General features: G+C 70.7%; 18 protein-coding genes and 1 tRNA gene. 18 read left to right on the forward strand and 1 reads right to left on the reverse strand.

The features are described from left to right. Positions 1-195: 195 nt before the first annotated feature. Positions 196-267 (reverse strand) — tRNA-Arg (locus PV789_RS05495). 130 nt (positions 268-397) lie between these two features. Here PV789_RS05495 and PV789_RS05500 point away from each other — a divergent pair. The 18 genes from PV789_RS05500 to atpE all read left to right on the forward strand — a co-directional run bounded on the left by PV789_RS05500 (position 398) and on the right by atpE (position 20,201). Then, positions 398-784: a response regulator gene (locus PV789_RS05500; protein ID WP_274976424.1), complete on the forward strand. Its 387-nt coding sequence runs from the start codon at positions 398-400 to the stop codon at positions 782-784. After that, positions 781-1,866, forward strand: coding sequence for a DALR anticodon-binding domain-containing protein (locus tag PV789_RS05505; protein ID WP_274976425.1), 1,086 nt, complete (start codon positions 781-783; stop codon positions 1,864-1,866). Before PV789_RS05500 ends, PV789_RS05505 begins: the two co-directional genes overlap by 4 nt. A 114-nt stretch (positions 1,867-1,980) precedes the next feature. Further along, a complete protein-coding gene (gene lysA / locus PV789_RS05510; RefSeq protein WP_274976426.1) occupies positions 1,981-3,366 on the forward strand; it encodes a diaminopimelate decarboxylase in 1,386 nt (461 codons plus the stop codon). Positions 3,367-3,434: 68 nt separating this feature from the next. Further along, complete coding sequence (locus PV789_RS05515) at positions 3,435-4,721, forward strand: homoserine dehydrogenase (RefSeq protein WP_274976427.1); 1,287 nt, start codon at positions 3,435-3,437, stop codon at positions 4,719-4,721. 244 nt (positions 4,722-4,965) lie between these two features. Further along, positions 4,966-6,024: a threonine synthase gene (gene thrC, locus PV789_RS05520; RefSeq protein WP_274978055.1), complete on the forward strand. Its 1,059-nt coding sequence runs from the start codon at positions 4,966-4,968 to the stop codon at positions 6,022-6,024. A 98-nt stretch (positions 6,025-6,122) separates the two neighbouring features. Continuing rightward, positions 6,123-7,061, forward strand: coding sequence for a homoserine kinase (gene thrB, locus PV789_RS05525; protein ID WP_274978056.1), 939 nt, complete (start codon positions 6,123-6,125; stop codon positions 7,059-7,061). A 440-nt stretch (positions 7,062-7,501) separates the two neighbouring features. Then, positions 7,502-9,493 carry a transcription termination factor Rho gene (gene rho / locus PV789_RS05530; RefSeq protein WP_274976428.1) on the forward strand — a complete coding sequence of 664 codons (1,992 nt, stop codon included), beginning with the start codon at positions 7,502-7,504 and terminating at the stop codon, positions 9,491-9,493. A gap of 280 nt (positions 9,494-9,773) precedes the next feature. Continuing rightward, positions 9,774-11,606, forward strand: a complete 1,833-nt coding sequence (locus PV789_RS05535) for an L-lactate permease (protein ID WP_274976429.1) — start codon at positions 9,774-9,776, stop codon at positions 11,604-11,606. A 197-nt stretch (positions 11,607-11,803) separates the two neighbouring features. Then, entirely contained in the window at positions 11,804-12,013 is a 210-nt protein-coding gene (rpmE, locus tag PV789_RS05540; protein WP_013151378.1) for a 50S ribosomal protein L31, read from the forward strand. Positions 12,014-12,122: 109 nt separating this feature from the next. Beyond that, positions 12,123-13,193, forward strand: coding sequence for a peptide chain release factor 1 (prfA, locus tag PV789_RS05545; RefSeq protein WP_248773719.1), 1,071 nt, complete (start codon positions 12,123-12,125; stop codon positions 13,191-13,193). Then, complete coding sequence (prmC, locus tag PV789_RS05550; RefSeq protein WP_212641312.1) at positions 13,190-14,053, forward strand: peptide chain release factor N(5)-glutamine methyltransferase; 864 nt, start codon at positions 13,190-13,192, stop codon at positions 14,051-14,053. Before prfA ends, prmC begins: the two co-directional genes overlap by 4 nt. Before the next feature lie 569 nt (positions 14,054-14,622). Next, positions 14,623-15,930, forward strand: coding sequence for an RNA-guided endonuclease IscB (gene iscB / locus PV789_RS05555; protein ID WP_274976430.1), 1,308 nt, complete (start codon positions 14,623-14,625; stop codon positions 15,928-15,930). Positions 15,931-15,959: 29 nt separating this feature from the next. Beyond that, a complete protein-coding gene (locus PV789_RS05560; RefSeq protein WP_274976431.1) occupies positions 15,960-16,748 on the forward strand; it encodes an L-threonylcarbamoyladenylate synthase in 789 nt (262 codons plus the stop codon). A gap of 12 nt (positions 16,749-16,760) precedes the next feature. After that, complete coding sequence (locus PV789_RS05565; RefSeq protein ID WP_274976432.1) at positions 16,761-17,924, forward strand: MraY family glycosyltransferase; 1,164 nt, start codon at positions 16,761-16,763, stop codon at positions 17,922-17,924. Between the two features lie 224 nt (positions 17,925-18,148). Beyond that, entirely contained in the window at positions 18,149-18,574 is a 426-nt protein-coding gene (locus tag PV789_RS05570; protein WP_274976433.1) for a Cg1360 family ATP-synthase-associated protein, read from the forward strand. Between the two features lie 105 nt (positions 18,575-18,679). Then, positions 18,680-18,910 carry an AtpZ/AtpI family protein gene (locus PV789_RS05575; RefSeq protein ID WP_274976434.1) on the forward strand — a complete coding sequence of 77 codons (231 nt, stop codon included), beginning with the start codon at positions 18,680-18,682 and terminating at the stop codon, positions 18,908-18,910. A 105-nt stretch (positions 18,911-19,015) separates the two neighbouring features. After that, positions 19,016-19,846 carry a F0F1 ATP synthase subunit A gene (atpB, locus tag PV789_RS05580; protein ID WP_047868486.1) on the forward strand — a complete coding sequence of 277 codons (831 nt, stop codon included), beginning with the start codon at positions 19,016-19,018 and terminating at the stop codon, positions 19,844-19,846. A gap of 124 nt (positions 19,847-19,970) precedes the next feature. Further along, positions 19,971-20,201 carry an ATP synthase F0 subunit C gene (gene atpE, locus PV789_RS05585; protein ID WP_013151386.1) on the forward strand — a complete coding sequence of 77 codons (231 nt, stop codon included), beginning with the start codon at positions 19,971-19,973 and terminating at the stop codon, positions 20,199-20,201. The last annotated feature ends 47 nt before the right edge of the window (positions 20,202-20,248 follow it).

Genomic DNA, 20,248 nt, shown 5'->3' on the forward strand with positions numbered 1-20,248 from the left:
CGGGGCACCGGGAACTCCCGGTGACCCGCCCCTCATGGCGTCGCGCGTCCTGTCCGCCGTGCGCCCTGCCCGCCGCGATCCCGGGGTGAACTCGGCGGACGCGGTCCCAGGTGGCGGAAAACGAAGAACGCCGACCGCGGCGGTCGGCGTCGTTCCGGTCGGCCAGCCGGGAGATCCCGCTGGTCCGCTGTGATGTGCCCCCTGCAGGATTCGAACCTGCGCACCCGGCTCCGGAGGCCGATGCTCTATCCCCTGAGCTAAGGGGGCTGGCTTGCGTGAACAACTCTAGCAGGATCGCGCCGTCCTTCGTCCATCCGTCACCGCCGCGACCGGCCCGGCCCTGCGATGAACGCGTTCCGGTGGTGCCGTGTCGCCCGGCGGCGGTAGTGTCGCGCCCGTGAACGCCCTACCCACACGGGTTCTCGTCGTCGAGGACGACGACGTCATCCGCGAGCTCATCCGCCTCAACCTCGAACTGGAGGGGTTCGAGGTGTTCACCGCCGTGGACGGCCAGGACTGCCTCGACCGCGCCGCGCACATCGACCCGCACGTGGTCACGATGGACGTCATGATGCCCCGTGTGGACGGCTGGACGGCCGTCGAGCGCCTGCGCGCCGACGCCCGCACCCGCGACCGCCCCATCATCATGGTCACCGCGCGCACCCAGGAGACGGACCACCAGCGCGGCAGGCGCGTCGGTATGGACGCCTACCTCACCAAGCCCTTCGACCCCGACGTGCTCATCGACATCATCCGGAGCCTGGTCGACAGGGACCCGGAGTGACCCCCGGACAACTGGAGGCCGCCGTCCGCACGGCCGCCGCGCGGGCCCTGGACCTGGCCCCGGACGCGATCCCCTTCGTGTGGCCCCGCAACGACCACGCGGACGGGGGCGCCGACGCCGCCACCGCCCTGCCGCCCCGCCTGGCGGGCGGCTCCGGAGGCCGGGAGCCCGACCGCCGGGGGGACCGCCGCGCCGAGGTCCGCGACCGCGTCGCCGCCGAACTCTCGGCCATGCGCGACGAGGGCCTGGTGGACTTCGACCGCGTCACCGGCGACGGCCGCGGCTTCCTCAACGTCACCTTCACCGGCCGCCAGCGCGACGCCCTGCTCGCCGCGGCGGCCGACGGGCCCCGCTTCCTCACCGGCCGGGACTGGGACGGCGAAGGGGAGTGGCCGGCCTCCGCCCTGCACGAGGCCGGGCCGGTCGCCCAGGCCCGCAGGCTCGCCCGCACCGACGCCCGCGCCCGCATCGCCCTGGCCGTCGGCCCCCGGACCCCTCCGCCCGCACCCGGCGGGGCCACCTGGCGCGACCCCTACCTCGACGGCGGGCACCGGGAACTGCTCACCCCCGCCGCGCGCGCCCTCGGCGCGGTCGGCGAGGACAGCGCGCGCGTCGCCTTCTGCCGCTCGGTGCCCGAACGCCCGCGCGGGACCGAGACCACCGGGCGCGACCTGCCGGTGCTGCCCTCCGCCGAGTACCCCGGGGCCTGGGCGCGCCTGACCGACGCCAACCCCGCCTTCCGGATGCGCTACGCCCACGCCCACGCGACCAGCCTCGTGCGCTGGACCGCCGAGGGCGCGCCGCACCCCGCGGCCGACCCCGACCGCACCGCCGCCGTGCGCGGCCTCACCTTCGACGGCCCCAGCGTCCTGGACACGGCCGCCCGCCGAGAGGAACCCCATATCCTGGTCCGATACCTGGAGGCGCTGACCAGTGCCTACGATGAGTGGCGGACGTGTTCCGCCGCGGTCCCCGAAGCCTCTGAGCGGACCGCCGCGGACCCGGCCCTGCCGGCGGCCGTCGCCGGGATCCTCGGAGCCGGACTCCTCCTGCTCGGGGTGTCAGCGCCCACAAGGCTGTAGACGCTCCGCGCCCCCCGGTGGGCCCCACCCGTCCCTGGTGTTCCGATCGGTTCGGTGGACAATGGGGGGTGCCGCCGACCCGCACAGCCGTACAGCCCCAGCCGAAAGCCGATCATGAGCCGCTACGCCCACCCCGCCGGTTCCCGCCACGCGGAGATCCTGCCGGAGGACAACCCGCCGCTGCCGCCCGAGGACCTCAACGCCCTCGACCCGCGCGTGTGGCCCGCCACCGCGCGCCGAGCGGACGGTGAACTCACCGTCGGCGGCGTCGGCGTGCGCGAACTCGCCGCCGCCCACGGCACGCCGCTCTTCGTCATGGACGAGGAGGACTTCCGGGGCCGCGCCCGCGACTACCGCACCGCCTTCTCCGACGCCGACGTCTACTACGCGGGCAAGGCCCTGCTGACGAAGGCCGTCGCGCGCTGGGTCAACGAGGAGGGGCTCAAGCTCGACGTGTGCTCGGGAGGCGAACTCACCGTCGCCCTGGCCGCCGGGGTCCCCGCCGAGCGCATCGGCATGCACGGCAACAACAAGTCCGCCGCCGAGCTGCGCCGCGCCGTCGAGGCCGGGGTGGGCCGCGTCATCATCGACTCCCTCGACGAGATCGGGCGCCTCGGCGCGATCGCCGCCGAACTCGGCGCGCGGCCCAAGGTCCTCATCCGCGTCACCACCGGCGTGGAGGCGCACACCCACGAGTTCGTCGCCACCGCCCACGACGACCAGAAGTTCGGCTTCGCGATGAGCACCGGCGCCGCCGCCGAGGCCGTCCGCCGCGTCCTGGCCGACCCGCACCTGGAACTCGTCGGCCTGCACTCGCACATCGGCTCGCAGATCTTCGACACCTCCGGCTTCGAGGTCGCCGCCCGCCGCGTGACCCGGTTCCTCACCGGGGTCCACGAGGAGCTGGGCGTCACCCTGGCCGAGCTCGACCTCGGCGGCGGCCTGGGCATCGCCTACACCTCCGGCGACGACCCCCTGGACCCCAAGACCATCGCGGGGAGCCTCACCTCCATCGTGCGCCGCGAGTGCGAGGAGGCCGGACTGCCGGTGCCCCGCATCGCGGTCGAGCCCGGCCGCGCCATCGCGGGCCCGGCGGGGATCACCGTCTACGAGGTCGGTACCGTCAAGGACGTCGAGGGCATCCGCACCTACGTCAGCGTCGACGGCGGCATGAGCGACAACATCCGCACCGCCCTGTACGGCTCGGAGTACACCAGCCAGCTCGTCTCCCGCGAGAGCGACGCCGAACCCATGCTGTCCCGCCTGGTCGGCAAGCACTGCGAGAGCGGCGACATCATCGTCCACGACCTCTACCTGCCCGCCGACCTGCGCCCGGGCGACCTGGTGGCCGTCGCAGCCACCGGGGCCTACTGCTACTCCATGGCGAGCAACTACAACCACCTGCCCCGGCCGGCCATGGTCGCGGTCCGCGGCGGGAGCTCCCGCGTCATCGTGCGCAGGGAGAACGAGGAGGACCTCCTCCGCCTCGACGTCGGCTGAACGGTCCCGACGGCGGCCGGGGCCGCCCCGAGACGAGGATTCACGAGAGAAGTGGGAGTCACGCCCAAATGGCGATGAAGGTGGCGCTGCTCGGATGCGGCGTGGTGGGCTCGGAAGTCGTCCGCCTGGTCAACGAGCAGTCCGAGGAACTGGCCGCGCGGGTGGGCACGCCCATCGAGATCGGGGGCATCGCGGTGCGCCGCCTGGGCCGCGACCGCGGTGTCGACCCGGCGCTGCTGACCACCGACGCCACGGCCCTGGCCACGCGTCCCGACATCGACCTCGTGGTGGAGGTCATCGGCGGCATCGAACCGGCCCGCTCGCTGATCCTCGCCGCGATCAAGGCGGGCAAGTCCGTGGTCACGGCCAACAAGGCCCTGCTCGCCGAGGACGGCCAGACCCTGCACGCCGCCGCCCGCGACGCCGGGGTGGACCTGTACTACGAGGCCTCCGTCGCGGGCGCGATCCCGCTGCTGCGGCCCCTGCGCGACTCGCTCGCGGGGGACAGGGTCAACCGCGTGCTGGGCATCGTCAACGGCACCACCAACTACATCCTCGACCGGATGGACTCCCTGGGCGCCGGGTTCACCGAGTCCCTGGAGCAGGCGCAGGCCCTCGGGTACGCCGAGGCCGACCCCACCGCTGACGTGGAGGGCTTCGACGCGGCGGCCAAGGCCGCCATCCTGGCCAGGCTGGCCTTCCACACCCAGCGGGTGACCGCCGCCGACGTGCACCGCGAGGGCATCACCGGGGTGTCCGCGGGCGACATCGCCAGCGCCCGCGCGATGGGCTGCGTGGTCAAACTCCTGGCCATCTGCCAGCGCTCGCAGGACGGCGAGTCGGTGGGCGTGCGCGTCCACCCGGTGATGCTCCCGGTCGAGCACCCCCTGGCCAGCGTCAAGGAGGCCTACAACGCGGTGTTCGTGGAGGCCGAGTCCGCGGGCCGCCTGATGTTCTACGGGGCCGGTGCGGGGGGCACCCCCACCGCCAGCGCGGTCCTGGGCGACCTGGTCGCGGTGGCGCGCAACCGCCTCGCCGACACCTCGGTGGCCGAGGGCGGGCACGACACCGGGCTGCCGGTGCACGACATGGGCCAGACCATCACCAGCTACCACGTGGCGCTGGACGTGGCGGACCGCCCCGGTGTGCTGTCCAAGGTCGCGGAGATCTTCGCCGACCACGGCGTGTCCATCAAGAACGTGCGCCAGGAGGGCAGCGGGGACGACGCCCAGCTGGTGCTGGTGAGCCACCCCGCCCCCGACGCCGCGCTCAGCGCCACGGTCGAGGACCTGCGCGTCCACGACATGGTGCGCGAGGTGGCCAGCGTTATGCGCGTGGAGACCTTCGCCGACTGAGGGGACCGCGCACCGCGGACGGCCGCGACCCCGGGCGGGCCGCACGGGACCCGTGCGGCCCGCCCCGCCGATCCCTGTGTCCGTATCATGAGACACCCGACCGCGATTCGAGATAGTGCGGGCGGGGTCATAGACTCGTAGCTGGTGGGGACGACGGACGCGCCGCCGGGCCGTCCGGGAGCCCCGCCGCTTCCACCGCGCGTCAAGCGAAGCCGCATCCACCCGAAAGGGACAAGTCGTGAGCATGGCACGGGCGTGGCGAGGCATCGTCGAGGAGTACCGCGACCGCCTCCCCGTCAACGAGAGCACCCCCGTTGTCACCCTCCAGGAGGGCGGCACGCCCCTGCTGCCCGCCACGCGCGTGTCCGAGCTCACGGGCTGCGAGGTCTTCCTCAAGGTCGAGGGGCTCAACCCCACCGGGTCCTTCAAGGACCGCGGCATGACCATGGCCATCACCAAGGCCGCCGAGGACGGCGCCAAGGCCGTCATCTGCGCCTCCACCGGCAACACCAGCGCCAGCGCCGCCGCCTACGCCATCCGCGCGGGCATGACCTGCGCCGTGCTGGTGCCCCAGGGCAAGATCGCCATGGGCAAGCTGGCCCAAGCCCTCGTCCACGGCGCCCGCCTGCTCCAGGTCGACGGCAACTTCGACGACTGCCTCGAACTGGCCCGCAAGCTCAGCGTGGACTACCCGGTCGCCCTGGTGAACTCGGTCAACCCCTACCGCCTCCAGGGGCAGAAGACCGCCGCCTTCGAGATCGTCGACGCCCTCGGCGACGCCCCCGACGTTCACTGCATCCCCGTGGGCAACGCGGGCAACATCACCGCCTACTGGATGGGCTACACCGAGTACTCCAGGGACGGGGTCTCCACCCGCAACCCGCGCATGCTCGGCTTCCAGGCCAGCGGCTCCGCGCCCATCGTCAACGGCGCGCCCGTCACCAGCCCGAGCACCATCGCCACCGCCATCCGCATCGGCAACCCCGCCTCCTGGAAGCTGGCCGAGCAGGCCCGCGACGAGTCCGGCGGCCTCATCGACAAGGTCACCGACCGCCAGATCATGGCCGCCTACAAGCTCCTCGCCGCCGAGGAGGGCGTGTTCGTGGAGCTGGCCTCCGCCGCCAGCGTCGCCGGCCTGCTCCAGTCCGTCCAGGCGGGGCTGGTCGAGCCCGGCAGCCGCGTGGTGTGCACCGTGACCGGCAACGGCCTCAAGGACCCCGACTGGGCGCTGGCCGGAGCCTCCTCAGCCATCACCGTCCCGGTCGACGCCCTCGCCGCGGCCCAGGCCCTCGACCTGGCCTGACCCGCCCGCTCCGCCCCCGGTGCCCGGCCCCCGGCCGGGCCCGCGAGAGCGCGAGAACACCGAAGGAACCCACCGTGAGCCCATCACGTCCCACCCGGGTGTCCGTCCAGGCCCCCGCCACCAGCGCCAACCTGGGACCGGGCTTCGACGCCCTGGGCCTGGCACTGCGCCTGTACAACACGTTCGAGGCGTCCCTCCGAGAGGACGGCGAGCTGCGCGTGCGCGTCGAGGGGGAGGGCGCCGGTGAGGTCCCCCTCGACGAGCGCCACCTCGTGGTGCGCGCCATGCGCGAGACCTTCGAACGGGCCGGGGAACAACTGCCCGGGCTCGACCTGACCTGCGTCAACGGAGTCCCGCACGCGCGCGGTCTGGGCTCCTCCTCCTCGGCGATCGTCGGCGGCGTGGCCGCCGCCAGCGCCCTGCTGGGGCGCACCGGCCCCGACGGCGGACCGGACCGCGACGGCGTCTACCAGATCGCCGCGGACATCGAGGGCCACCCCGACAACGTGGCCCCCTGCGTCTACGGCGGCTACACGGTCGCCTACCGCGACGGCGACCGCTGGGGCGCGGTGTCCCTGGCCCCGGACCCCCGCGTCCTGCCGGTGCTGTGCGTGCCCGAGTGGCGGCTGTCCACCGAGCGGGCCCGCGGGCTGCTGCCCGAACGGGTGCCCCACGGCGACGCCGCGTTCAACGCCGGGCGCGCCGCGCTGATGACCGCGGCCGTTTGTGGCCATCCCGAGGCCCTGTACGCGGCCACGCGGGATCGGCTACACGAGTCCTACCGCGCCCCGGCCATGCCGGACACCCTCGACCTCATCCGTGACCTGCGGCAACACGAGAAACTGCCCGCGGTGGTCTCCGGGGCGGGGCCGACGGTCCTGGTCCTGTGCTCCACGGGTGCGGGGGAGGCGTCCGCGGATTCGCCGGAAATCGCGGACCAGGTTGATTCGATCCGCCGGAGGGCGGGTAAGAATTGGGACATACGCCCCCTGCTCGTGGAGCTGGCGGGGGTGCGGTCCCCATCTCCCCATCCGTAGCACCTGTGTCGAGGAATAGCCGTGGCCTGTGGTGGTGTTAGGCTAGGTGAAGCACCAGATGCCCCGTTGCGGGGCGAGTGCTCATCCGCCACAACGGCCTTCGCGTCCCATACTCCGGTGGTCCGGTCCCACGACCAACCGGAAGCGGCGGCCGACGTGTCGAGTCCGCGGTTCTCCCGCGACTGTCGCCAACGTCATCGCAGCCCGCTCCTCCTCGGATGAGCGTGTCTCCACGATGGACGGGCAACACCACCGAGCCATCCGCCCCGACGTCTGGCTGTACCCAGAGCCCGTCGCGATTGGGTACGGGACCGCCTTCACGCCGGTTTCCGAACATCCACGTGGGGCACGCCCTACCCGGCCCTGCCGGTTCGCACCACCGGGCCGGCCGCTCCAGCACCCGCTGACGGCCGACGCCCGCTCCTTGGGAAGGACCCTTAGTGAGCGACACCACCGAACTCCGAACGGACGCGGCGGTCGAAGACAAAGCCACCACCGGCGTTTCCGTGACGGAGGCTGGCGATGGCGCGCCGACAGCCACGCCCTCGCGGTCCCGCACGGCGTCGCGCGGCACCGGTCTCGCGGCCCTGAAGCTCCCCGAGCTCCAGAAGCTCGCGTCCAGCCTGGGTATCACCGGTACGGGGCGCATGCGCAAGAGCGACGTCATCGCCGCGATCGAGGCCAAGCAGGGCGGCCCGGTCGGCGGCCCCACGAAGGCCAAAACAGCAAAGAGCGCAGAGACGGCGTCCAAGGCCGGTAAGGTCGAGGCAACCGACGGCCGGGCCGAGGCTCCCGAGACGCCGGGCTCGGACGAGGCCCCGCGCAAGCGCGCGGACAAGCAGCCGTCGGACCAGGCCGTGACCGACCCCCAGGGCGGACGGGGCGACAAGCCCTCCCGCGGTCGTCGTTCGTCCCGCCGACGCGGTGACGAGCCCGGCGACCAGCCCCGGGCGGTGGACGGCGCCGAATCCTCTACCTCCGCGAGCAGCGTGACCAAGACATCCAGCACCCCCCAGAAGAACGGCCCCGACTCCGCCGAGGACCGTGACAACAGGTCCGGGCAGGGTCGCGAGCGCCAGCGCAACCGCCGCAACCGCAACCGCGGCGGTGACGACCAGAACGCGAACAGCAACGCCCAGCAGGGTGGTGGCGGCCAGAACCAGGGCCGCGGCTCCGGTGGTGGCGGTGGTGGCGACGACGACGACTTCGGCGGACGCCGCCGCGGGCGCCGCCGGGACCGCCGGGACCGCCGCGGACGCGGCGGGGGCCAGGAGCCGGAGCCGGTGATCGGCGAGGACGACGTCCTGCTGCCGGTCGCGGGCATCCTCGACATCCTGGACAACTACGCCTTCGTGCGCACCACCGGCTACCTCCCCGGCCAGAGCGACGTCTACGTCTCCCTGGCCCAGGTCCGCAAGCACGGCCTGCGCAAGGGCGACCACATCATCGGCGCGGTCCGCCAGCCCAAGGACGGCGAGCGCAGGGAGAAGTTCAACGCCCTGGTGCGCCTGGACTCGGTCAACGGCATGTCGCCCGACCAAGCCCGGGGCCGCCAGGAGTTCTCCAAGCTGGTCCCCCTGTACCCCCAGGAGCGCCTGCGCCTGGAGACCGAGCCGCAGATCCTCACCACGCGCATCATCGACCTGGTGGCGCCGATCGGCAAGGGTCAGCGCGGGCTGATCGTCTCCCCGCCCAAGGCGGGCAAGACGATGGTGGTGCAGGCGATCGCCAACGCCATCACCGAGAACAACCCCGAGTGCTACCTGATGGTGATCCTGGTCGACGAGCGGCCCGAGGAAGTCACCGACATGCAGCGCACGGTCAAGGGCGAGGTCATCCACTCGACCTTCGACCGGCCCGCCGAGGACCACACGGTCGTCGCCGACCTGGCCATCGAGCGGGCCAAGCGGCTCGTGGAGATGGGCATGGACGTCGTCGTCCTGCTGGACTCCATCACCCGCCTGGGCCGCGCCTACAACCTGGCCGCCCCGGCCAGCGGGCGCATCATGTCCGGCGGTGTGGACTCCACGGCGCTCTACCCGCCCAAGCGCTTCTTCGGCGCGGCCCGCAACATCGAGGGCGGCGGCTCGCTGACCATCCTGGCCACGGCGCTGGTCGAGACCGGCTCGCGCGCCGACGAGGTGATCTTCGAGGAGTTCAAGGGCACCGGCAACATGGAGCTCAAGCTCAACCGGAGCCTGGCCGACAAGCGGATCTTCCCGGCGGTGGACGTGGACGCGTCCAGCACCCGCAAGGAGGAGATCCTCATGTCGTCCGAGGAGCTCAACGTGGTCTGGAAGCTGCGCCGGGTGCTGCACGCGCTCGACACCCAGCAGGCGATCGAGCTGCTCCTGGACAAGATGAAGGAGTCCAAGAGCAACGCCGAGTTCCTGCTCCAGATCCAGAAGACCACCGTGGGCCCCGAGCGCTGACCCGCGACCCCCGGTCGAAGCAAGGCCCCTCTCCCGTTCCGGGAGGGGGGCTTCGTCGTGTCCGCGTGGAACAACGCGCCCGCCCCGGGCGGAGTCCCGCGCGGGCCCGCGCCCGACCGGTCGCTTCCGCCACCGCTCTCCTTTCGAATCGCGGAAGAACGAGCCCGTGAGGCGAAAAAGATCACTACTGTGTTGCGGATCACAGAAGGGTGTATCCCGCGGCAGGAAAACGATCTAGGGTCGCGCCGTCGAGTAGTCCCCGCACCAGGGAGCCGCCCGGATGGACAACCTCGCCCTACTCAGCCTCCTCGCGCTCGCCCCGATCGTCCTCGTCGGCGTCCTGCTCGTCGGGTTCCGCCTCCCGGCCATGTACGCGATGCCCGCCGGATACGTTGTCGTGGTCGCCGTCGCCGTCCTCTTCTGGCGGACCGACTGGGTCGCGATCGCGGCCTCCACCGTCCAGGGACTCATCCTCGCGATCGGTCTGCTCTACATCATCTTCGGCGCGCTCCTGCTGCTGTCCACCCTCACCAAGAGCGGCGCCGTCGCCACCATCCGCGCCACCTTCACCGACATCAGCCCCGACCGCCGCGTCCAGGCGATCATCATCGGCTGGCTGTTCGGCAGCTTCATCGAGGGCGCCTCCGGCTTCGGCACCCCCGCGGCCGTGGCCGCGCCGCTCCTGCTCGCCCTGGGCTTCCCCGCGATGGCCGCCGTCATGGTCGGCCTGGTCATCCAGAGCACGCCGGTCAGCTTCGGCGCGGTGGGCACACCCATCCTCGTCGGCGTCTCCGGAGGGCTGGAGGGCTCGTCCGCGGTCGCCGCGCGCGCCGCCGAACTCGGCCTGGACGTGCCCGGGTTCGTCAGCCTCATCGGGTTCCAGACCGTCCTGCTGCACGCCGTCGCCGGAACCCTCGTCCCGCTCTTCATCTGCTGCATGCTCTGCGGCTTCTACGGCGGGAACCGGCGCTTCTCCGACGGCCTCGGGGTGTGGAGGTTCGCGCTGTTCGCGGCCTTCGCCATGACCGTCCCCTCGGTCCTGTACAACCACTTCCTCGGCGTGGAGTTCACCAGCCTCCTCGGCGGTCTCACCGGCCTGGTCATCGTCGTCCTGGCCGCGCGCAAGGGCTTCCTCATGCCCAAGCGGACCTGGGACTTCCCGCCCCGCGAGGACTGGCTGGCCCGCTGGAGCGGCACGCTCTCCCCGGGGGACGGCGAGACCGCTCCCGCCGACGGCAGGCGCGTCGGCTTCCTGGCCGCCTGGGCGCCCTACCTCATGGTCGCCGCGCTGCTGGTGGCCACCCGCACCGTCACGCCCCTGGAGAACTGGCTGACCGGCGTCACAGTCGGAGCCACCGACATCTTCGGCACCCCCGTCTCCCAGCTCGTCGAACCCCTCTACTCTCCCGGCGCGACCTTCATCCTCGTCTGCCTGCTCACCTACGGCCTGCACCGCATGACGCGCCGCCAGATCCTCGACTCCTGGCGGATGGCCGGATCGCAGCTGGCCGGGGCGGCCGTCGCCCTGCTCTTCGCCGTCCCGCTCGTCCGCGTCTTCATCAACACCGGAGGCGACTTCGGCGACACCGCCATGGAGAGCATGCCGCTCACCCTCGCCGCCGGAGCCGCCGAACTGGGCGGGACCACCTGGCCGCTCTACGCCCCCTGGATCGGCGCCCTGGGCGCCTTCGTCGCGGGCTCCAACACCGTGTCCAACCTGATGTTCTCCCTCTTCCAGTTCTCCACCGCCGAACGCATCGGCATTCCGCCCGAGACCGTCGTGGCCACCCAGGCCGTGGGCGGCGCCGCAGGCAACATGATCACCGTGCACAACGTGGTCGCCGCCTCCGCGGTGGTCGGCCTGGCCGGGCGCGAGGGCGACCTCATCCGCCAGAGCCTCCTGCCCATGACCTACTACGTGCTGCTGGCGGGATCGGTGAGCTACGTCTTCGTCTACGGGTTCGGTCCCAACGCCGGCACCGTCATGCTCCTCCTGGTCCTCGCCGCGCTCGCCTCCCTCGTCCTCCTCATGCGCAGGGCCGACGCGAACAGGCCCCCCTCCCGCACCGCCGGAACCGCCCCGGAGGCAGGCCGCCGGAAGGGGGAGGAATAGGTACTGGTCCCGGCAACGTTGTGGGTCTGGCAAACTGGTAGCGGGGAGTGGCCCGCCCCTGCTTCGGCGGGGCCCGCCGCCCCGTTACCCGGATCGCCGCGACACCGGTTCGCGCATGGCCCACGACGACCGACCCGCCCCCCGGCGGCCCGGCCAGTCATGCGTCCGGCGGTCGCGCCCCTGATGAGGAGACACACATGAAGGCCGACATCCACCCCGAGTACGTCGCTACCGAGGTGACCTGCACCTGCGGTGCCCACTTCACCACCCGCAGCACCGTCACCGAGGGCAAGATCCGCGCCGAGGTGTGCTCCGAGTGCCACCCGTTCTACACGGGCAAGCAGAAGATCCTGGACACCGGCGGCCGCGTCGCCCGCTTCGAGAAGCGCTTCGGCAAGCGCAAGTAGCGCCGCCCGCCGTCCCGCGGGGCCCTCATCCGGCTCCGCGGGACCAGGCTGACCCCCGAGGGGGAGACGGACAGGCGAGGCAGGCACAACACGACGGGGGCGGGCGAACGTGAAGCTGGACGACCTACTGGGGGAGTACTACGAGCTGGAACAGCAGCTCGCCGACCCCGAGGTGCACGCAGACCAGGCCAGGGCGCGCACGCTGGGCAAACGCTACGCGCAGCTCACCCCCATCATCGAGACCTACCGTGCGCTCAAGGAGGTCGAGAGCGACATCGACGCCGCGCGCGAGCTCGCCGCCGAGGACTCCTCCTTCGCCGAGGAGGCCGACCGCCTGACCGAGGAGGCCGAGCGCCTCACCGAGCGCCTGCGCGTCCTGCTCATCCCCCGCGACCCCGCCGACGACAAGAACCTCATCATGGAGGTCAAGGCGGGCGAGGGCGGTGAGGAGTCCGCCCTCTTCGCCGGCGACCTGGTGCGCATGTACCTGCGCTACGCCGAGCGCCAGGGCTGGAAGACCGAGGTCATCGACTCCACCCACTCCGACCTCGGCGGGTACAAGGACATCACGATCGCCTTCAAGAACAAGGGCACCCCCGAGCCCGGTTCGGGCGTGTGGCCGATGCTCAAGTTCGAGGGCGGCGTGCACCGCGTGCAGCGCGTCCCCGTCACCGAGTCCCAGGGCCGCATCCACACCTCCGCCGCCGGTGTGCTGGTGGTTCCCGAGGCCGAGGACATCGAGGTCGAGATCCACGAGAAGGACCTTCGCGTGGACGTCTACCGCTCCTCCGGGCCCGGCGGCCAGAGCGTCAACACCACCGACTCCGCCGTGCGCATCACCCACCTGCCGACCGGCATCGTCGCCTCGTGCCAGAACGAGAAGAGCCAGCTCCAGAACAAGGAGCAGGCCATGCGCATCCTGCGCGCCCGCATCTACGCAGAGGCCCAGGCCAGCGCGGACGCCGAGGCCGCCGCCGAGCGCAAGAGCCAGGTCCGTACGGTGGACCGGTCCGAGCGCGTGCGCACCTACAATTTCCCCGAGAACCGCATCTCCGACCACCGGGTCGGCTACAAGGCCTACAACCTCGACCAGGTCCTCGACGGGGAACTCGGCGGGGTCGTCAAGGCCCTGGTGGACGCGGACACCAAGGAAAGGCTCGAAGCGGCTCAGTCGTCATGAACGTCCTGCTCGACGAGGTCGCCCGCGCGACGCGCAGACTCGCGGAGGCGGGCGTGGCCTCACCTCGCGCCGACGCCGAGGAACTCGCGGCGTTCGTGCACGGTGTCCGTCGAGGGGAGCTGCACACGGTCGCCGACTCCGACTTCGACGCCCGCTACTGGGAGTGCGTCTCCCGGCGCGAGGCCCGCGAACCCCTCCAGCACATCACCGGCCGCGCCTACTTCCGCTACCTCGAACTCCGCGTCGGACCCGGGGTCTTCGTGCCCCGCCCCGAGACCGAGATCATGGTGGACTGGGCCATCCAGACCCTGCGCGCCATGGACGTCGCCGACCCCCTGGTGGTCGACCTCGGCACCGGCTCGGGAGCCATCGCCATCTCCATCGCGCAGGAGGTGCCGCGCTCGCGCGTGCACACGGTGGAGGTCGACCCCGACGCCCTGGCCTGGGCCCGGCGCAACATCGACGCCAGCGGCCACGCCGACCGGGTCACCTCCCACCACGGCGACATGCGCACCGCCCTTCCCCAGCTCAACGGGCGCGTGGACCTGCTCATCAGCAACCCCCCCTACGTCCCCACCCGCGAGGCCGGAGCCATCCCGCCCGAGGTGCGCGACTACGACCCCGCCCCCGCGCTGTGGTCCGGTGAGGACGGCCTGGACATGATCCGCGCGCTGGAGGCGGTCGGCCGCAGGCTGCTGCGCCCCGGCGGCGCGATGGCCGTGGAGCACCACGACGGCCAGGGCATCGACATCCCCTGGCTCTTCCCCGAGGACAGGGGCTGGCGCGACGTCCTCAACCGCAAGGACCTGGCCCGGCGCGACCGCTTCGTGGTCATGCGCCGCGCCGACGGGGACGGCTGATCGCGTTGTCCGGTTCGCTTCGCCCACGCGCTCTGGCGCCCGAAGGGCGGGAACGGGTCGCGGGAAACACAGCGGCGTCTCCCGTGCCCGGCTCCTTCGTCGCTGGCGGCACGTCCGACTCCTCCAGAACCCCGCCGGCGCCCGAGCGTCACTGGCGCCCCCCCGTATCCCGGTCCGACCGTGAACCCGGTGGACTCCGTCAAAGAGTGAGGTAACGGGATCCCGGCCTTAAGGCCGAGTTGCCAGCCCACGTGGTTGACAGCCGCCGTTACCAGACCCAGCCATCATCCATGGAGGAGGTGACTTTGATGGCTACGTTCCGTGTAGGACAGAAGACCCACCAGGCCGTGCTTCCTCAGCGGCCTGCTCTGGAATCCGCGTCAGCAGACACTCCCTGGATCGGGAACGAAACGGGGCGCGGACACCACACACGTGTGGTAACCGGCACGGAACATGGTCGAGGGGAGACCGCCAGCGGTTCACCTGCCGTGGGCGGCGTCACCCCCGTGCCCTCCGGGGCAGGGGAGCCGGTCCGTGAGGCCCACACCGTTCAACAAGTCCATTCGTCCGTGTTCGTCCTGGACAAACACGGCACCCCGTTACAACCCTGTTCGCCCGCGCGGGCTCGCATGCTCTTGGCGAAGGGGCGCGCCGTCGTCGCACACCACACCCCTTTCGTAATCCGTTTGAAGGACCGTGTTGCCGCCGATTCGGAGATCGATGGGGTCGAACTGGGCGTCGATCCTGGCAGCAAGCACACCGGTATCGCCGTGTTCACGCAGGAAACCGGAGAACGGCGGGGCCGGTACTCGATCCAGCCCGACTATCGGGGTGCCCAGGTCCGTAGGAAGGTGCAGCAGCGCGCCGCGTACCGACGTGGACGTCGTACACGGAACCTGCGTTACCGGTCCCCCCGGTTCGCCAACCGCGTTCGCCCGAAGGGATGGTTGCCCCCGTCACTTCGGCACCGTGTGGATACCACCATCTCCTGGGTGAATCGTCTGGCCCGGTGGTCACCCGTCAGGGGCGTGTATGTGGAGAGGGTGGCGTTCGACACCCACGTCCTCTCCATTGGTCGGACGCTGGAGGGAGTCGAATACCAATACGGCACTCTGTGCGGATTCGAGGTACGCGAGTACCTGCTTGCCAAGTTCAGCCGAACCTGTGTCTACTGCGGCGTGACCGGGGTGCCGGTCAACGTCGACCACGTCCACCCCCGCTCCAGGGGAGGCACGGACCGTGTCTCCAATCTGGTCCTGGCATGTGTGCCCTCCAATCAGGCCAAGGGCGACCGGCCGGTGGAGGAGTTCGTGAACAGCCCGAAGATCCTGGCCCGAATCAGGTCCCGGACCAAGGCGCCGCTGCGAGACGCCGCCGCTGTACAGTCGATCCGGTGGGTGCTGTGGCGCCTTCTTGATGAGCGCCTACCCACCCGCGTCGCGACGGGCGGGCGTACCAAGTGGAACCGTATGCGTAATCACCTACCAAAGACCCACACGTTGGACGCGCTCTCCGTCGGCAAGGTAGCCACCATCACCGAGGCGGTCAGTACCGCCTTGACTGTGAGCTGCTCGGGACGCGGGTCGTATGCCAGGACGACCCCGGACCGGTACGGGTTTCCCCAGTTGCGGCGGGATCGGGCCAAACGCCACTACGGCTTCACCACTGGGGACCTGGTGCACGCCGTTGTCCCTGCCGGAAAGAGGCGGGGCACCCACACCGGCCGAGTCCTGGTCCGCGCCAAGGGTAACTTCGACATCATGACCGCGAACGGCCGTCAGCCGGGCATCAATCACAGGTACGTCCGCCTGCTCCAACGTGCGGATGGCTACGCCTACACCTTCAGGAAGGAGACGGGCGTTCCCTCCCCGGCCTGAAGGCCAGAGCTTCCACGCCCGACGATCATATGAGCCGCATCTACGACTGCGCGGACGAGACCGCCCGCAAGGACGGCATCGCCGACGCCGCGTCCGCGGTACGCCGAGGCGACCTTGTGGTGCTGCCCACGGACACCGTGTACGGCATCGGCACCGACGCCTTCAGCCCGACCGCGGTGGCCAGGCTGCTCGCCACCAAGGGCCGGGGCCGCGAGATGCCCCCGCCAGTGCTGGTCGGCTCGATGCGCGCCGCCAACGCCCTCGTCGACGACCTGGGCAACCACGGCCGCGACCTCATGGAGGAGTTCTGGCCCGGCCCGCTCACCCTGGTCTGCACCGCCACCCCCAGCCTGTCCTGGGACCTGGGCGACACCAAGGGCACCGTGGGCGTGCGCATGCCGATGGACCCGGTCGCCCTGGACCTGCTCAAGGAGGTCGGGCCGATGGCGGTGAGCAGCGCCAATAAGTCCGGCCAGCCCTCCGCGACCCGCGTGGAGGAGGCCGTCGAGCAGCTCGGTGACGAGGACGTCGCCGTCTACCTGGACGGCGGCGAGACCGAGTCCCGCGTCTCCTCCACCATCGTCGACCTGACCTACGCCGTCCCGCGCGTGCTGCGCGCGGGCGCCATCTCCATCGAACAGCTGCGCGCGGTGTGCGGCACCGTGATCGGCGAGCTGCGCAAGGGGCCGCGCAAGCCCGCGCGGCCGGAGGGCGCCGAGGCCGAGGACGCGGGGGAGGCCCCGGCTCCGGAGCCGCAGGCCCCGCGCGAGGAGGACCGGGGCGCTCCCGGGACCGCCCCCGACGGCGACAAGAACTAGAGGGGCCAGGACGTGCGTGAGTACGCGCTCACCTTCGTCATCGCCGCCGCGGTGACCTACCTGCTCGTTCCGCTGGTGCGCCGGTTCGCCATCGCCTTCGGCGCCACGCCGCCGGTGCGCGACCGCGACGTGCACACCGAGCCCATCCCGCGACTGGGCGGGCTGGCCATCTACGGGGGGTTCGCCGCCGCCCTGCTGATCTCGGCCCAGCTGCCCCACCTCCAGGACGTCTTCCTCGCCGACACCTGGATGGGCCTGCTGCTCGCGGGCGGGCTCATCACCATCGTCGGCGTCATCGACGACCGCTGGGGCATGGACGCGCTGAGCAAGCTCGCCGGGCAGACCGCCGCCGCGGGCATCCTGGTCTGGCAGGGGGTGCAGCTGCTGTGGCTGCCGCTGCCCGGCACCCAGCTCTCCCTCGGGCCGTGGCTGGGCGCGATGATCTCGATCCTGCTGATCGTGGTGACCATCAACGCGGTCAACTTCGCCGACGGCCTCGACGGCCTGGCGGCGGGCATCGTCGCCATCTCCTCCCTGGCCTTCTTCGCCTACTACTACGTCGTCGCGGTGGAGCAGGGTTTCGTGCGCCAGTCCTATCCGGCGATGATCGCGATCATCCTCGCGGGCACGTGCGCCGGTTTCCTCTGCCACAACTTCCACCCGGCCAAGGTGTTCATGGGCGACACCGGGGCCATGCTGCTGGGCCTGCTGCTGACCTCGATCACCATCACGGTGACCGGGCAGTTCGACGCCAACACCGCGCGCGAGGGGTTCAACTCCGGGCTGGTGGTGTTCCTGCCGATCGCGCTGCCGCTGCTGGTGATCGCCCTTCCGCTGGCCGACCTGGTGCTGGCCGTCGTGCGCAGGACCCTGGCGGGCAAGTCCCCGTTCGCGCCGGACCGGGGCCACCTGCACCACCGCCTGCTGGACATGGGCCACAGCCACGTGCGCGCGGTCCTGCTGATGTACCTGTGGGCGGGGATCGTCGCCTTCGCCGCCGTCGCCCTGTCGGTGTTCGACTCCTGGGTCATCGTGCTGGCGGTGACCGCGCTGGTGGCCATGTGTGCGGTTGGCCTCATCGCCCTGCCCCGCCTGCGACGGCGCGGACGGCTGTTCCCGCGGCGCAAGGAAAGCGTCAAGACGGCCCCAGGTCACGATTCGCCAACTGATGGCTGACCGGGTCCTCGCGTGCCTTACTTTGGGGACGAAAGAAGGCGCTTCTGACCTGCGGATACGGTGGTCGGACAGGTGTGGCGAAGGCGACACGGGCGCGGAAGACCGCCTGGATCGGGCACTTCGTGGACCGTTAAGGTCGCGTTAAGGAACCCCCGGATTCAGCACCAAAAACCTTGTGATAGCTTTCACGAGCAGGCAACCACGACCCCAGACGGAGCTTCGCCATGCAGGAAAACGACGCCTGGAGGGCCTTCCGCGGTGCCGCGCTTCCGGGTGTGGCGTGCGCCCTTCTGGCCTTGGCGGTATCGGCGCTTCTCGCCGGCACGCCGGGCCTGGCCGGCTCCGCGCTGGCCTCGGTGGTCGTTCTCGGCTGCTTCGGTCTGGGACAGGCGGGCGTCATCCTCGTCACCCGCCGGAACAAGGACCTCTTCCTCGCGGCGAACCTCGTGGGCTTCGTCCTCAAGATGGCGGTGCTCGGCGTTGTCCTGGTCACCCTGGGCAACAGCTCGTTCGTGGCCAGCCTGAACAGCTCGGCCTTCGTGTACAGCGCGTTGGCCGTCGTCCTGGCCTGGCTGGGCGGCCAGACCTGGACGATCTCCAGGACGAAGACGCTCCACGTGGACCCGGTCGAGAGCGCGGAGAACGGGTGATGGAGTCCCCCGGCCGTGCCCCTCGAAGCGGGCGTAATACGATGCTCCCCGACGGCTGGGACTCAGAGTCCCCGTCCGAGCTCACATGCTATATTCCGGAGCGAGATGAGCAGCGAACCGACCAGGAAGACAGACGCGCACGAGGATTCGGTGTCGCGTCAGTCCGACGGGTGGGCCCTCTTCTCCACTCTGCTCTCGGGCGTGCTCGTCTGGAGCGCGATCGGCTGGGCCGCGGACGAGCTGTTGGGTTTCCAGGCACTGTTCCTGCCCATCGGGGCGGTTCTGGGAATGGCGGGCGCGATCTACCTGATCGTCGCCAAGTCCCGTCGCTCCTGAGTCCCCCAACCAGTCCGGCGTCGCGGTTCGCGCGACAACGCTCCGCAACAACCATCAACGAGGCTTTCTTGCGTCACGACGAAAGGATTCGCCGTGAGTGCTGACGTGCGCATTCTCGCGGCCGAACCGAATTGCCACTTGTTCGGTGACAACGGGTGCGGTTTCACGCCGCCCACTATCGGGATGTTCTTCCCCGAACCGTGGTACACCAACGTTCCCGGCAGCGCGGGTATCGACCTCTACCTGGTCCTGCTGCTCGTCGCGGTCGGTGCCGTCCTGCTTCTGTGGTCGTGGTTCAGCCGCAAGCTGAGCCTCGTCCCCGGGCGCAGGCAGAGCGTCGGAGAGATGCTGGTCCTCTTCGTGCGCGACCAGATCACCCGTCCCACGATGGGCGCCAAGGGCGACCGTTTCCTGCCGTTCATGACGGCGGTGTTCACGCTCATCCTGGCCATGAACTTCACCGGCCTGATCCCCGGTATGTTGCCGGTCAACAGCAACCTGGCCTTCACGGCCATGCTGGCGGCGGTCATCTACGTCATGACCATCGTGATCGGCGTCCGCAACCAGGGCGGCTGGGGCTACTTCCGCAACCAGATCTTCCCCCCGGGGATGCCCAAGGTGATCTACATCCTGGTCACCCCCATCGAAATCCTCTCGGTGTTCCTCATCCGGCCGGTGACGCACGCCCTCCGTCTCTTCGCGACCATGTTCGCGGGCAGCCTGCTGCTCGCCGTGTTCGCCTACGGCGGCTGGTACATGCTGAACCTGACGGCCGGACCGGTCCTGAGTACGGTTTCGGTGCTCTTCTCCGGTGCCGCTCTGCTCGGCTACCTGGCCTTCTTCCTCTTCGAGATCCTGATCATGGCCGTCCAGGCGTTCATCTTCACGCTCCTGGCCAGCCTGTACATCAACCAGTCCCTCGAAGCGGCCCACTGATCCCCGCACACCCCCCGGTCCCCCCGGGCCGGGCAGGATTGCGGGAAGCCACAGATCCGTCCACACCGGCGAACTGACCCACTTGCGAAGCGCAACGCCGGACGTCGAGTAAAAGGAAACATCAATGGACATCGCTGCGATCACCGGCAACATCAACACCATCGGTTACGGCATCAGCGTCATCGGCGCCGGTATCGGTGTCGGTATCGTCTTCGGTCTCGGCATGCAGGCCATCGCCCGCCAGCCCGAGGCGCGCGGTCCGCTCCAGACCAACATCTACCTGGGCTTCGCCCTGATCGAGGCCCTGGCCATCCTGGGCTTCGTTCTCGCCTTCGCCGCCCCCACCGGTTCCTGACCCAGGTTCGCCGGCGGAATCTGATGGCAACTGACGCGAAGGAGGGC

The organism is Nocardiopsis camelliae, from assembly GCF_028993595.1.
GTDB lineage: Bacteria > Actinomycetota > Actinomycetes > Streptosporangiales > Streptosporangiaceae > Nocardiopsis > Nocardiopsis dassonvillei.